This is a genomic window from Adlercreutzia sp. CNCM I-6216, from assembly GCF_977113345.1.
The window spans coordinates 261,686-275,395 of record NZ_CDSBIE010000002.1 but is presented as its reverse complement, the minus strand read 5'-3'; the positions used below and the strand labels follow the sequence as shown (position 1 = coordinate 275,395).

Here is a 13,710-nt window from a genome sequence, read left to right as displayed (position 1 = left end):
CATGCCCTCGGCCTCTTGAGGAAGGAAGGTCATGGAAGGGTTCGAACTCATTGCCACGGGCCTGTGGTCCATCGTGCCGCCGATTCTGGCACTGGTCCTGGCGCTCATCACCAAGGAGGTGTATTCGTCGCTGACCATCGGTGTGTTCACGGGCATGATCATCTACCAGTTCACGCTGAACGGCGCCGGTGGCGAGCAGCTCGTCGCCTCGTTCACCATGGTGCCCCAAATGATGGCCGAGCAGATAGCCGGCAACGGGGCGCTGCTTTTGTTCCTTGCGCTTCTGGGAGCGCTTACCGTGGTCATCGCCACGGCGGGCGGCTCCCGCGCCTATGCGGAGTGGGTCACCACCCATGTGAAGAACGCCCGCGCGGCCTCGATTCTCACGGCGCTGCTCGGCATCATCATCTTCGTGGACGACTACTTCAACTGCCTCACCGTGGGCGCCGTCATGCGCCCGGTGACGGACAAGTTCCGCGTCAGCCACGAGAAGCTCGCCTGGATCATCGACTCCACGGCGGCCCCGGTCTGCATCATCGCACCGGTGTCCTCGTGGGCCGTGGCTGTGGGCGGCTATATGGGCGAGGACGGCTTCAACACTTTCGTGGCCTCCATCCCCTACAACTTCTACGCGCTGCTGACCATCTTCTTCGTGTTCTTCATGCTGTTCCTGCAGAAGGACTTCGGCCCTATGGCCGCGGCTCAGGCCGATGCCGAGGGGCGCATTCCCCCCGAGGGTTCGGCGCTTGAGGCGGTCTCGCTCGCCCGCATCGCCGACAAGGCCCAGGTCGATTTGGAAGGCGCGCCGAACATCCCCACGGTGGTGACCGAGGAGGGCGACATCGACGACGCCGCCGCCGGGGCCATTGAGGAGTACAAGGGCCTGAACATCTCCGAGCGCGGTACCATCTGGGATCTTATCGTGCCCATTTTGGTGCTCATCGTGTTCTCCATTCTGGGCATGATGTACATGGGCGGCTTCTTCAGCGGCGTCGACTTCGCCACGGCGGTCGGCGAGAATCCGGTCATGGGCCTGTGCATCGGCGCCTGCGTGGCGCTCGTGGTGGCCGCTTGCATGTTCCTGCCGCGCAAGCTCATGAACCTGGGCGGTTTCGTGGAGGCCATGTCGGAAGGCGTGCGCTCCATGATCGGCGCTATCATGATCCTCGTGCTGGCCTGGTCGCTCGGCGGCTGCTGCCGCTACCTCTTGGGCACCGGCGAGTTCGTGTCCGGCTTCTTGAATGGCCTGGGCGTGGGTCTCGACCTTCTGCCGGCCGTCATTTTCGTGGTGGCGGCCTTCATCGGTTTCGCCATGGGTACGAGCTGGGGCACCATCGCGCTCATTCTGCCCATCATCATCGGCGTGTTCGCGGCCGAGGATCCGCTGTTCCTCGTGGCCGTGGGCGCGGCGCTGGCTGGCGCGGTTTACGGCGACCACATCTCGCCCATCTCCGATACGACTATCCTGTCCTCGGCCGGCGCGAAGTGCAACCATCTGCGCCACGTGGCCACGCAGATTCCCTACGCGACGCTGGTCATGATCGTGTGCTTTGTGGGCTACATCATCGCCGGCTTCACGAAGAACCCCTGGATCTCGCTGGCGCTCGGCGTGGTGCTCATCGTGATCGCCGTGCTGGTGCTCGTGCGCATGGAGGCGTCGAAGAAGGCGAAGGCATAGCGAAGACGGCCGACCGTGCAGCTGCGCCTATGAAGGTGCCTGCGGGATGGCGCCCAGGCGATGCGATCACAGGTGCGGTCGCATCGCCTGGGCGCATACTTACTAGAGCAGAAAGGGCCTTGTTTTTCGTCGTTTTTTGCGTTTGTTAGCGCTATGAGCACGTTGGTCCAAGAGCTAAGAAAGGAGATATGCAATATTTCATAAAAGAATAAATGAAATAGTATATATCAAATTTCCAATGATCTGAATGTGGCCTTAGCGTGCAGGAACAGAGACACTTCCGATGCTAACAAATGCAATTTTTGCCAAATTATCGGTAGAGAAATCGTCTGGCGAATGGCATGGGGAGGGCTCCACCATGGAGCCCTCCTTGTTCTGATGCAATTATGGAATGCGATGGGCCGTCCGCTGTGCGGTCGCCTACGCCGCCGCAGCAGCTTCGGCGAGCAGGCGCTGGCTCTCGGCGATGAGGCGCCCGGCCAGAAATTCCTTGCCCATGGCCTCGTTCTGAGAAGCGTCCAGCAGCATTTGAAGCGTGATGCTGTCGAAGTAGGCGTCGTAGCCGGTGAGAACCAGATTGTACGCTTGCTTGATACCCTGCACCATGGACGCATCGGCGCGATCCTTGCGACGGGTGCGCGTCGTGTCCTTGGCGTCGTCGTCCAGCGCGTTCACCACTTGCAGTAGGGTGATCTTCGAGGGGTCGTTGGCCAAACGATAGCCGCCGTGCTTGCCGGGCCTCGCCTCGATGATGCCGGCATTGCGCAAAAGCTGCGCGAGCTGAATGAGGTAGTCACGGGGGATCGACATGTCCTGGGCGATATCCTTCGACGAGCAGGTGTGCCCCTGCGCGGCCAGGTACAAGACGGCGCGCAGTCCATAATCTGTTGATGCTTTGAATTGCACTGCAGCCTCCTAACGTGTGAACGCCTACGGGTCTGCAGCTTGCGCTCCATCGACGCGAACGAACGGCTCGTGCCGACGTTGCGTCACCCGCAGGTGTGTCGGGAGCGGTCCTTTTTTGTTCCCGGCACTTAGCAGTATGCGAGCCGCAAAACGCAAATACAAGGGATGTACCAAACGATGAGCGCACCGATTCGCTTACGTAAACACCCTGTTGAATTCAGTAATCGATGAGCGTTTAAGTGGGGAAGGGGAGCGCAAGGAAGCCGGCAAGAGAGGCGCGGCGGGCGGATGGAGCGGACGGAACGGACGGCTATGCGAGCCCCAGCACCTGCATCACGAGCAGCGCCACGGTGAGCGCCGCCACCACACCGACGGTGGCCCACAGAAGCACCTTCGACACGCGTCCGCTTCGGTAGTCGCCCATGATGTACTTGTCCGCCGAGATGATGGCCATGAGCGCCAGCAGAATGGGCAAAATGACGCCGTTGACGAACTGGGCCGTCAGCATCATGCCCAACAGGTTCACATCGGGAATGAGCACCACGATGGCCGAGAACGCGATCACGAAGGTGAAGATGGATTTGAACGTGGGGGCCTCGCGCCACTTGAAGGAGACGCCCGCCTCCCAGCCGAAGGCCTCGCAGATGACAAACGCGGTCGTCAGCGGCAGCACGCAGGCAGCTAAAAACGACGCCGCGATGAGCCCCACGGCGAAGAGCGCCTCGGCATAGGGGCCGGCGAAGGGGGCGAGCGCCGCGGCGGCGTCGGCGGCCGAGTCGATAGTGATGCCGGCGGGGAAGAGCACCGCGCCCGTGGTCACGATGATGAACCAGGCCACCACGCAGGCGGCGATGGTGCCGGAGACGGCGTCAGCTTTCTGCGAGAAGAGGTCTTTGGGGGTGAGGCCCTTTTCCACCACGTTGCTCTGGGAGAAGAACATCATCCACGGCGCGATGGTGGTGCCGATCATGGCGATGACGAGCGAGATGAAGCTCACGTCGCCGACGAAGGTGGGCACTACGGTGTCGTGCAGCGCCTCGCTCCAGTTCGGTTGCGCGAGGAATGCGGCCACCACATAGGTGAGAAACACCAGCGACAGCCCTAAGAACACCCGCTGCACGCGCTTGTAGGAGCCGCCTACCACGAGCAGCCACACGCCCAAGGCTGCCACGGGTACCGAGATGTACTTCGACACGCCGAACATCTCCATGCCCGAGGCGATGCCGGCGAATTCGGAGAAGGTCGTCGCCACGTTGCCGATGAGAAGTGCCAGCATGGCGAAGGCGGCGATGCGGATGCCGAAGCGCTCGCGGATGAGCGCGGCGAAGCCCTTGCCCGTGACGGCGCCCATGCGGCCGGCCGTGGTCTCCACGACGGCGAGCAGCACGCACATGATGGGGATGACCCACAGGGTGCCGAAGCCGAAGTTCGCGCCCGCCGTGGAATAGGTGGAGATGCCGCCGGCGTCGTTGCCGGCCATGGCGGTCACGATGCCCGGCCCCATGGCCGCCAGCACCAGCAGCAGCTTCGACGGCTTTTTCGTCGCGGCGGGGCCGATCTGCTCGCCGGCGGGAATGCCCGTGTCGGCGATTTCCTCGGCTGCCTGGTGCCGCGTGCTCTCTTCGGCACCCAGGCAGCCGGCGGCCGTCGTGCGGATGTCCTTCGCGTTCATGACAGCCTCCTAGTAGTGTAGGCCGCCGAGATGCAGCGAGCCCGCCAGCTGCAGCAAAATCAGCGAGTAAAGGAACAGGCCCATGAGAGACGCAACGGTAATGCCGGCAATCGACAGCACATTCATCTTCGTCTTGTCGCCCGCCACGTCGTCCTCGATGGCGTCCCAGGCGTCGTCGGTGGTGACGATACCAAGCAGGGTGCCGTGCTCGTCCACCACGGGCATGGCCGGGATGTCGTACTTGAAGATGTCGGCGGCCACGTCCTCCTCTTCCTCGGAGGGAAGACAGCTGATGATGTCGTCGTACATGATGTCGCCCATGAGGCGGTCGGCGTTGTACAGCACGAGCGTGCGCAGGGAGTTTACGCCGAGCAGCTTGCCGTACTCGTCGGTGATGTACACATAGTGCACCGTCGGGTGATCCTCGGGCAGCGCGCGCAGCACTTCGATGGTGTCGGCCACGGTGGCGGTTTTCGGCACGGCCACGAACTGGGTGGTCATCATGCCGCCCGCGGTACCGTCCTTGTAGCCGAGCAGCCGACGAATTTCCGCGGCGTCTTCCACGCCCATAAGGCGCAGAAGGGTCTCGGCCTTCTCGTAGGGAAGGTCGCGTACGATGTCGGCGGCGTCGTCGGGGTCCATGTTGCCGATGAGCTCGGCGGCCCGGGCGTCGGGCAAGTCGTCGATGAACTCGGCTTGGTACTCGTCTTCCATCTCGGAGATGGCCTCGGTGGCGCGGCTGTCGTCCAGGTGCGCGAACACGCTGGCGCGCTGCTGGGGATCCAGCTGCTCCAGGATGTCGGCCACGTCGGCGGGATGCAGCTCGTCCAAGCGGCGGTGGGTCACCGACAGCTGCACTTCGGACAGGTCGCGGTCGAGCAGATCCATGTAATTCCAGGCGATGAGCTGCTCGTCCATCTTCTTGTGGAAGAGCTTCGCCACATTCACGACGGCCTTTTCCAGCAGCGGATGCAGCCCGCGCAGGATGCCGCGCACGCCCACCTCGGCGCCGAGCAGGCGCAGCTGCGTGCCGGACTGCGAGAGCTTCAGATCGTTCACGCGCACGACCTTAAGGCCCTGGGTGTCGACGATCTGGCGGTCCATAAGGTCGCGGGCGAGCAGCACCTCGTCGGGCTGCAGGTAGCTGAAGCGGATGTCGTGGGCGTCCACCGACAGCGTGATGCCGTCGTCGTCGAAGGTGTCGACGTACTTGCGCCACGAGATCATGAACGGCACGCGCCCGGGCCCCTGGAAGGCCAGGCTCGTGATGCGCGGAAAGACCTCGCCGGTGGAAATGGCCAGGTCGGATATGGTGCCGAGTCGCTCGCCTTGGGCGTCGACCACGGGCTCGCCGATCATTTGAGAAAGATAGAGCATGCGTGTTCCTCCGTGTGGTAGGCATCAGCGCATCGGAATGGGGCGGCGTGCGCGAGTCGCTGAATCTGCGAGATTAAGCGCGATGACGCCCAGGGCGATGGGTGATGCTCAGCAGTCGTCCCTTCCGACGACCGCGCGGAGGCGAGAAGCCGGAAGTCTACATACTGTGAGGTTTCGATTTTCGAACCTTCAAGTACGTTCCTTTCCTTGGCCTGACAAAAAAAGAACCGCTCGAGGCGGCTTCTATTCTGTTCTGAACGATCTAAAATGGTGCGCCGTGAGGGATTCGAACCCCCGACGTACTGATTCGTAGTCAGTCCCTCTATCCAGCTGAGGTAACGGCGCACTTCCGAACAGCAACGATTATTTAACCATGACCCCAAAGCCTTGTCAACGAGAATTTTCAACTTTTTTGAAAATGCGCCGTTCGCCGTGCGGAGTGGCGGTCGTGGAAGCCCCCGCGCGCCCCGCCTTGTGCAGGCGTTAGAATAGTCCGATACCCGTGTAGCGACCATTTTTCCGGGAGGGTGCCCCATGGCCATGGAAATAGATGAAGCCGTCATCCGCGTGGACAACCATGCCGAAATCGACGAGGTCGAGCCCATCGAGATCAGCGACGACGAGGCTCGCCGCGTGCGCCTGTACGAGAACTTCTACCAGGTGAACGCCATTGATCCGGCGCTGTATGCCCAGCACGACGTGAAGCGCGGCCTGCGCAACGCCGACGGCACGGGCGTGCTCGCGGGCATGACCAACATCTCCAACGTGCACGGCTACGTAATGTCCGACGGCGAGAAGATGCCGGCCGAGGGCTCGCTGCGCCTGCGCGGCTACGACCTTTACGACCTTCTGGGCGATTTGGACCCGACGCGCCGCTTCGCTTTCGAAGAGGTGGCCTATCTGCTGCTCATGGGCGAGCTGCCGACGCAGGAGCGTCTCAACCGCTTCGTGGAAGTGATCGATTCCCAGCGCGAGCTGCCCGACGGGTTCACGGCCAGCACGCTTATGGTGGACACCTCACCCGACCTCATGAACATGATGGCCCGCTCCATTCTGCGCCTGTACGCGGCCGACGAGTCCGCCGAGGACCGCTCGCCCGAGCACGAGATTCACACGGCGCTCTCGCTTATCAGCCGCCTGCCGCGCATCATGGTGCTGGCCTACTACGCCAAGCAGGCCGCCTTTAACCACGAATCCATGATCATGCACCGTTTCGTGCCCGGGCAGTCCACGGCTGAGACCATCTTATCCATGCTGCGCCCCGACCGCTCGTTCACGCCGGAAGAGGCCCGCATGCTCGACATCATGCTGTGCCTGCACGCCGAGCACGGCGGCGGCAACAACTCGTCCTTCACGACCCACGTGCTCTCCTCGGCGGACACCGACCCTTATTCCACCTATGCGGCGGCCTTCGGGTCGCTCAAGGGCCATCGCCATGGCGGTGCGAATCACCAGGTGCGCGCCATGCAGGCGGAGATCAAGGAAAACGTGAAGAACTGGGAAGACGACGACGAAGTGGCCTCCTACCTGGCGAAAATCGTGAACAAGCAGGCCTATGACGGCACGGGGCTCGTCTACGGCATGGGACACGCGGTGTATACGCTTTCCGATCCGCGCGCCGTCATCGGCAAGCGCTTCGCCGAGCAGCTGGCCGCCGGCACGGAATACGAGGCCGAGCTGAACCTGCTGAAATCCATCGAGCGTTTGACGCCCGAGGTGTTCGCGCGCGAGAAGGGCTCCACCAAGGAGCTGTGCGCGAACGTGGACATGTACTCGGGCTTCATCTACTCCATGATGGGCATTCCGGAAGATCTGTTCACGCCCCTGTTCGCCTGCGCCCGCATGGCCGGCTGGGCAGCGCACCGCTTCGAGGAAATCGCCGCCGGCAAGCGCATCATCCGCCCCGCCTACAAAAACACCATCCGCGGCACCAAACCCTACATCCCGATCGAGCGTCGGTAAGGATTGCAGCCAACAAGGCTGTTTTGTCACCGACGGGGATCGAGATTTGAAAAAGCCCCGAGCGAATCGGGGCTTCAGTCTCTTCTGGCGGAGGCGGTAGGATTTGAACCCACGGTACCTTTCGGCACGACAGTTTTCAAGACTGCTTCCTTAAGCCACTCGGACACGCCTCCGCATCATTGGGCGTTCGCCCTTGCGCGGCGAACGTGACGCACAGGATACCACATTCCCGCTGCGATTATGGGGAATCGCCTGCTTTGCCGCGCCGCGCGGCGGTTGTTTGTGTGGCACCGCTTATAATTCCCTTCATGAACGAACATCGCACACCCGAAGAACAGCAGGCGCTTGATGCGCAGTATATGGCGCTGGCCTTGGAAGAGGCGCGGGCTGCCGGGGCGGCGGGGGAGGTGCCCATTGGGGCCGTGGTGGTGTACGAGCCCATCGACCGCGGCACGCGCCGACCGCTCGCCGAGCCGCGCGTCATCGCCCGGGGGCGCAATCGCCGCGAGACTGATCGCGATCCGGCCGGGCACGCGGAATTTCTCGCCATGAAAGAGGCGGCTCGCGTGCTGGATGCCTGGCGGCTAACCGATTGCACCGTCTACGTCACGCTGGAACCCTGCATCATGTGCGCTGGTCTCATGCACCAGGCGCGGGTGGCTCGCTGTGTGTACGGCGCGCCTGATCAGAAGGCGGGCGCGGTGGGCACGCTGTACGATATCCATGCCGATACGCGCCTGAACCACCAGTTCGAGGCAACGGGCGGCGTGTGCGAAGAGGAGTGCGTGGCCCTGCTGCGCGACTTCTTTCGCGCCCGACGCAAGAAAGAGAAGGAACGCGAATGACCGAGAATGCGCAGCGCAATCGCGAGGCGGAAGTGAATCTGCTGGCGGCGGCCCGTGAGGCTCAGTGGTCGGCGGCCGCCTTCATGGGGCCGAACACGATGAAGCTGGTGTCACCGGCGAAGGTGAACCTGCTTTTGGCTATCGGGGCGCGCCGCGAGGACGGCTACCACGATGCCGATACCATCATGCACGCGCTCGCGTTGCATGACACGCTGTATTTGCGTGCGGAAGGCGTCTCGACCGACGAGTTGGCGAAGCGCGTTGCCGAAGGGGGCGCCCGCGCCGACGTCGCGGTGGGCGGTCCGGCGGACAACCTCGTCATGACCATCGACTTGGCTGACCGCACGGGCCAAGACCTCGCTGTGCCGGCGGCTGACAACCTCGCCTTCAAAGCTGCTGATCGCCTGTCCCGGGCGGTGGGCCGCGATCTTCCCGAGGCCATCCAGCTGCGCATCGAGAAGCACATTCCGGCCCAGGGCGGCTTGGGCGGCGGCTCGTCGAACGCGGCGGCGGTGCTCGTGGGCCTCGCGAAGGCGTGGGATCTTGCGGCCGATGACGAGCGCGTGGCCGACGTTGCCCGGTCGCTCGGGGCCGATGTCGCGTTCTTCCTCCATGGCGGCTGCGCTCTGCTCGGCGGCGTCGGCGAGGTGCTGCAGCGCCGTTTGGAAACGTCGCGGCGCGCCGTGGTGCTGGTGAAACCGGCGGAGGGCGTCTCCACTGCCGAGGCCTATAAGCGCTTCGACGCTGCGCCGCGCCCGGTGCCCGAAGAAGAGCTCGCCCGCGACCTTGCTGCCACCCGTGCCGACGATGTGGCGCTCGCCAACAACCTCGCCCCCGCGGCCGAGGCGCTTCTGCCTGAGCTGTCCGTCGTCCGTGCATGGCTCGCCGAACAGGCAGGGGAGAACAACGTGCTCCTCTCCGGTAGCGGCTCGGCCACCTTCGCCCTCGTAGACACCTTCGCCGAGGGCAGCCGCATCGCCACGGCCGCTGCGGCTCGCGGCTGGTGGGCGCGCCCGACGAGTCTCTCCGGCCTGCGCGCCGCCGTCGCCCCTTCGCGATAAAGAGCGCCGGGTAACGAATGGCCGCGCCGTCGTTCATCAGCTGCCCTTTTCGTATACACTGGCACTGCCGCAATCACGTGCGCTAGTGTCCAAGGCATCTCGCCGATGCCGCCCGAAGAGAAAGGATGAGAAGTGGGTTTTCTCGCTCGCCTGTCCCGCGTTGTCCCTCTGCTCATCGTCATGGCGGTGGCGGCGGGACTCATCTACGTGGTGGTCACCTACCGTCATTCCCCGGCCCGCGCCAAAGAGGTGCTCATCAAAATCTTCACGTGGTTCAACGGCATCGTCGTCGGCTTCTTCGCCTTGGTGTCGGTGTACGCCTTCTTCGACAACGCTCCGGCGGTGCTCGATCTGTCGCTCAGCTTCATGGTTGTGGGCCTTGTCGGCCTCCTCGTCACGCGCCTCGCCAACTGGCGCTTCCTCGCGCATCACCCCAACTATCGCAAAAAGCGCCTCGCCGCCACCACCCGCCGCCGCTGGCCGTGGCAACGGTAGGAGTTTTAGAAGAGGTGGATGCCAGTTGAGACTCGAAATGGCATGAAGGGGCTGCCAGTTGGGCCTAGAAATGGTAAAAAATGCCAGTTGAGGCCCCAAATGGCTAGCTGTCTTTGTCCATTTCGGGCCTCAACTGGCATCAACCCGCATTTTCCAAGCGTAAAGGAGCGGGACGCTCGGAAACGGGGATCGGGGCTTCGCAAATAAAAAACTCCCCGCAGGGAGTTCGAGAAAAGGCAAACTGGCGGAGGAGTAGGGATTCGAACCCTAGATGCCCTTGTGGGGCATACTCACTTAGCAGGCGAGCACCTTCGGCCTCTCGGTCACTCCTCCGCGTAACAATGCATCTTACCCGAGCGCTCCGGTTTCTGCAACGAAAATATTCCTCGTTGCTCAAAGAATCCTGCTGATTTGCGCACAGACCGACGTGTGCTGGCGATGCCGCGGCGTCTCGGCGCGCCGGAATCGATCGCTTGGGCGAGAGCCGCCGACGAAGCGGGCTATTTCTGGTACCCTGTTCGCGAAGGAAAACGCGCAGGCCGCTGAGGCGTCCGCGCAGACTGCCAGGGAAAGGAAACGCGCATGATCGGTCGCTATACTCGTCCGGAAATGGGTCGCATCTGGGAACTCGAGAACAAGTTCGCCATTTGGAAGGAGATCGAGGTTCTGGCCTGCGAGGCCCAGGCCGAGCTCGGCCAGGCGGGCATCACGCGCGAGGAAGCCCAGTGGATCCGCGACCACGCCGACTTCACCGTGGAGGAGATCGATGAGATCGAGAAAGTGACGAACCACGACGTCATCGCGTTCACCACTTGCATGGCGGGCTACATCGACGCCGACATTCCCGAGGGAGCCGACAAGCCGAGCCGCTGGGTGCACTACGGCATGACTTCTTCCGACCTGGGCGACACGGCCCTGTCCTACCAGGTCACCCAGGCTTGCGACATCATCATCGACGATATCAAGCGCCTCGGCGAAACCTGCAAGCGCCGCGCCTTCGAGTTCCAGAACACGCTCTGCGTGGGCCGTACCCATGGCATTCACGCCGAGCCCATGACCTTCGGCATGAAGTTCGGCAGCTGGGCCTGGGCCCTCAAGCGCGCTCTCACCCGCATGGAGGAGGCCCGCGCCGTGGCCGCCACCGGCGCCATCTCGGGCGCGGTGGGCACCTACTCGTCCATCGATCCCTTCGTGGAGCAGTACGTCTGCGAGAAGCTGGGGCTCACCCCCGACCCGCTGTCCACCCAGGTGCTCGCCCGCGACCGCCACGCCCAGGTCATGGCCGCGCTGGCCGTGTGCGCTTCCACCTTGGAATCCATCGCCATGCAGGTGCGCCTCATGCAGCAGTCCGACGTCATCGAGGCCGAGGAGCCGTTCACCAAGGGTCAGAAGGGCTCCAGCGCCATGCCCCACAAGCGCAACCCCATCACGGCCGAGCGCGTGTGCGGCCTGGCCCGCGTGGTAAAGGCGAACGCCCAGGTGGCCTTCGACAACGTGGCCCTGTGGTTCGAGCGCGACATCAGCCACTCCGGCGCCGAGCGCGTGGTGCTGGCCGACAGCTTCACGGCGCTCGACTACATGTTCGCGAAGATGCAGTGGATGCTCGACGGCCTGCAAACCTACCCGGCCAAGATGGAGCACAACCTGTGGCGCACGAAGGGCCTCATCTTCTCCAGCAAGGTGCTGCTGGCTCTGGTGGACGCCGGCATCTCGCGCGAGGATGCCTACGTGATCGTGCAGCGCAACGCCATGAAGGTGTGGGAGGACATCCAGAACGCCGTAGACGGCCCCACCTACCGTGAGCGCCTGGAGGCCGACGACGAGGCCATGGCCCTGCTTTCCGCCGAGAAGCTGGCCGAGATCTTCGACCCCTGGGACTTCCTCACCCGCAAGGATGTGGTCTTCGACCGCCTGGAGGCCCTGGAGTTCTAGGGAGTGCACTCGCAGCTGGCAGGAAGATAATCCGGTTGCCGCCGCAGGCAAAGGCTGCGCTACAAGACCGACCCTGTAGCGCAGGCTCCGTCTGCGGCGGCAACCGTCCAATCTGCCTTTGGCCTTCGTGAATCTCGGTTAAATCTATTTGCTCTCGGACTCATCGACAAGGCTAATGAGCTGTTGCTTGGAATGAACGCCCAGTTTCGTGTAGATGCGCTTTGTGTGCGATTGCACCGTGCCGGGGGCAACGAAAAGCTTCTCGCCGGCAATCTTGCTCGAATAGCCGAGGGAAACGTAATAGAGCACTTCCTCTTCCCGCTGGGTAAGGCCGAACTGCCTTGCAAGGAATGCGCAGGCCGTCCGGCGGTTCTCCGCATTGGTGTTGCCGTCTTCCTTCGACTCACGCGGGCCGGCCTTCACCATGAAGAAGGAGAAGATGACTACGATGGCGAGCACGAGCACGGCGGCAATGGCAAGCGAGGCCGATCCGAGGATGGCAGAGGTGTCGAACGCGAAGTTGGTGGTCAAGACAGGAAGCAGCACATAGGAAAACGCCGTTGGTAGCCAGTAAAGTATTAAAAGGTACAGGGAGAAGCTGCGCACAGGGCCCGAGTTCCCCGAGAAGGAGTTCACGGCCAGGGCGACAAGAAGCAGGCCGTCGAACACGCGGGCAAGTGCCAGCACCACGATGGCGGCAAAGGAAAAATCGCCATGCGTGACCGAGAGGAAGCTGACGGCTATCAAGCCGAGGAATAGGAAAACGAAGAGCACATTGCCGAACAGACAGATGATTTGGAGATACTGGTTCGGCTTTGAGGACGCTCCCGCAAGGATCAAGCTGAGAGCGAGCAGGAGCACAAAAGTGATCGTCAAGGACAGCGGGGCATCACCACGGCTCTCAATGGTGGGGTCGGCGACATACAGCAGTCCGTGCAAGAGCACGATGGCGAAGAAGATCACGTAGAAAAATTGCCAGCTGCGATTATAGGCATCGGACAAGGCGGGCTTGGTTGCATCGCGGGCCTTGGCGGGGGGCTCAAGGGCGCCGAAGCCGATTTGAGCCGCCCCGGAAAGCCCCACGCCGCAGATGGCGATGAAAGTGTAGAGCTGTGTGGGAACGAGCTTCGCGAAGGCGGTTAGACTGACGAGCGCCGCAATTAGAATGGTGGTGACGACCGTTTTCAGGTCAGTCTGGCAACTGAGCTCCCCAAGCACCATGAACGTGCGCACGGCAACCCCCGAGAGCCCCACAGCATAGCAAACGGCACCGAGAAGCCCCCAAACCAGAGCGACATCGGCGTCGAATAAAGTCGGGGCAACGAAAATGGCAGCTGTTCCTCCCAGCGCCACGGCGGATAGCGCCACGATGCTGGAGCGCATGGCAAGCCACTGCCCTACCTGTTTCTGGAAGGCGATGCAGCAGGCGAGACACAGGGCGAGAACGGTCGAAAAAAGGGTGAAGACGGCGAAACTGCTTGTTCCGAATACGCCGAAAAGCGTAGTGTGGAAGAAGTTGTGCTGCAGGTAGGGCATGAGGAACAGGAGGCTGAAAAAGCACCAAACGACCTGTCGCTTCTGCTGGGGGGAGAAAGTGCTTTTCGCAACTTCGGTGTTTTCAGAAAATTCACTCTGCGCTGAAGGCATTGAGTTTCCCCTGTTCAAAACGTTGTTTGCCCTGTTTTTGGTCACAGCCCGAAATGCGAGATTTCCAAAATTGTCCAAAAACGGGAGTTTCGCTTCCCTCCGTCTTTTCGCATGATCGGACCTGTGCATGATAAC

10 protein-coding genes and 3 tRNA genes are annotated in these 13,710 nt (G+C 62.5%); 6 read left to right on the top strand and 7 right to left on the bottom strand.

The window, feature by feature from the left end; all coding sequences use genetic code 11:
• Positions 1 to 31: 31 nt before the first annotated feature.
• Complete coding sequence (locus tag ACYVRU_RS02955; protein ID WP_302233508.1) at positions 32 to 1,678, top strand: Na+/H+ antiporter NhaC family protein; 1,647 nt, start codon at positions 32 to 34, stop codon at positions 1,676 to 1,678.
• Positions 1,679 to 2,098: 420 nt separating this feature from the next.
• Here the strand turns inward: ACYVRU_RS02955 and ACYVRU_RS02950 are convergent, their stop codons facing one another.
• From ACYVRU_RS02950 to ACYVRU_RS02935, 4 genes are all read right to left on the bottom strand, one after another.
• The gene (locus ACYVRU_RS02950; RefSeq protein WP_161127688.1) at positions 2,099 to 2,584 is read right to left on the bottom strand and encodes an Rrf2 family transcriptional regulator; all 486 of its coding nucleotides are present in this window, start codon (positions 2,582 to 2,584) and stop codon (positions 2,099 to 2,101) included.
• 310 nt (positions 2,585 to 2,894) lie between these two features.
• Positions 2,895 to 4,256: an NRAMP family divalent metal transporter gene (locus ACYVRU_RS02945; RefSeq protein ID WP_278571553.1), complete on the bottom strand. Its 1,362-nt coding sequence runs from the start codon at positions 4,254 to 4,256 to the stop codon at positions 2,895 to 2,897.
• Positions 4,257 to 4,265: 9 nt separating this feature from the next.
• On the bottom strand, positions 4,266 to 5,633 hold the full coding sequence (locus ACYVRU_RS02940) for a magnesium transporter (protein WP_278571554.1): 1,368 nt from the start codon (positions 5,631 to 5,633) through the stop codon (positions 4,266 to 4,268).
• A 268-nt stretch (positions 5,634 to 5,901) separates the two neighbouring features.
• Positions 5,902 to 5,978, bottom strand: a tRNA-Arg gene (locus tag ACYVRU_RS02935).
• A 189-nt stretch (positions 5,979 to 6,167) separates the two neighbouring features.
• Between ACYVRU_RS02935 and ACYVRU_RS02930 the strand changes: the two genes are divergently transcribed.
• Complete coding sequence (locus ACYVRU_RS02930) at positions 6,168 to 7,595, top strand: citrate synthase (protein ID WP_022741195.1); 1,428 nt, start codon at positions 6,168 to 6,170, stop codon at positions 7,593 to 7,595.
• Between the two features lie 85 nt (positions 7,596 to 7,680).
• Here ACYVRU_RS02930 and ACYVRU_RS02925 read toward each other — a convergent pair.
• Positions 7,681 to 7,768, bottom strand: a tRNA-Ser gene (locus tag ACYVRU_RS02925).
• Between the two features lie 135 nt (positions 7,769 to 7,903).
• Here ACYVRU_RS02925 and tadA point away from each other — a divergent pair.
• The 3 genes from tadA to ACYVRU_RS02910 all read left to right on the top strand — a co-directional run bounded on the left by tadA (position 7,904) and on the right by ACYVRU_RS02910 (position 9,996).
• Positions 7,904 to 8,440, top strand: a complete 537-nt coding sequence (tadA, locus tag ACYVRU_RS02920; protein ID WP_303150052.1) for a tRNA adenosine(34) deaminase TadA — start codon at positions 7,904 to 7,906, stop codon at positions 8,438 to 8,440.
• Positions 8,437 to 9,501, top strand: a complete 1,065-nt coding sequence (locus ACYVRU_RS02915) for a 4-(cytidine 5'-diphospho)-2-C-methyl-D-erythritol kinase (RefSeq protein WP_461185701.1) — start codon at positions 8,437 to 8,439, stop codon at positions 9,499 to 9,501. Before tadA ends, ACYVRU_RS02915 begins: the two co-directional genes overlap by 4 nt.
• Before the next feature lie 132 nt (positions 9,502 to 9,633).
• Positions 9,634 to 9,996, top strand: a complete 363-nt coding sequence (locus tag ACYVRU_RS02910) for a hypothetical protein (RefSeq protein WP_022741192.1) — start codon at positions 9,634 to 9,636, stop codon at positions 9,994 to 9,996.
• Positions 9,997 to 10,238: 242 nt separating this feature from the next.
• On the opposite strand, the gene ACYVRU_RS02905 is transcribed toward ACYVRU_RS02910, so the two are convergent.
• Positions 10,239 to 10,329: transfer RNA gene (locus ACYVRU_RS02905), tRNA-Ser, on the bottom strand.
• Positions 10,330 to 10,578: 249 nt separating this feature from the next.
• On the opposite strand from ACYVRU_RS02905, the gene purB reads away from it, so the two are divergent.
• Complete coding sequence (gene purB / locus ACYVRU_RS02900) at positions 10,579 to 11,928, top strand: adenylosuccinate lyase (RefSeq protein ID WP_418686221.1); 1,350 nt, start codon at positions 10,579 to 10,581, stop codon at positions 11,926 to 11,928.
• 144 nt (positions 11,929 to 12,072) lie between these two features.
• Here the strand turns inward: purB and ACYVRU_RS02895 are convergent, their stop codons facing one another.
• On the bottom strand, positions 12,073 to 13,704 hold the full coding sequence (locus ACYVRU_RS02895) for a response regulator transcription factor (protein ID WP_461185700.1): 1,632 nt from the start codon (positions 13,702 to 13,704) through the stop codon (positions 12,073 to 12,075).
• Between the last annotated feature and the right edge of the window lie 6 nt (positions 13,705 to 13,710).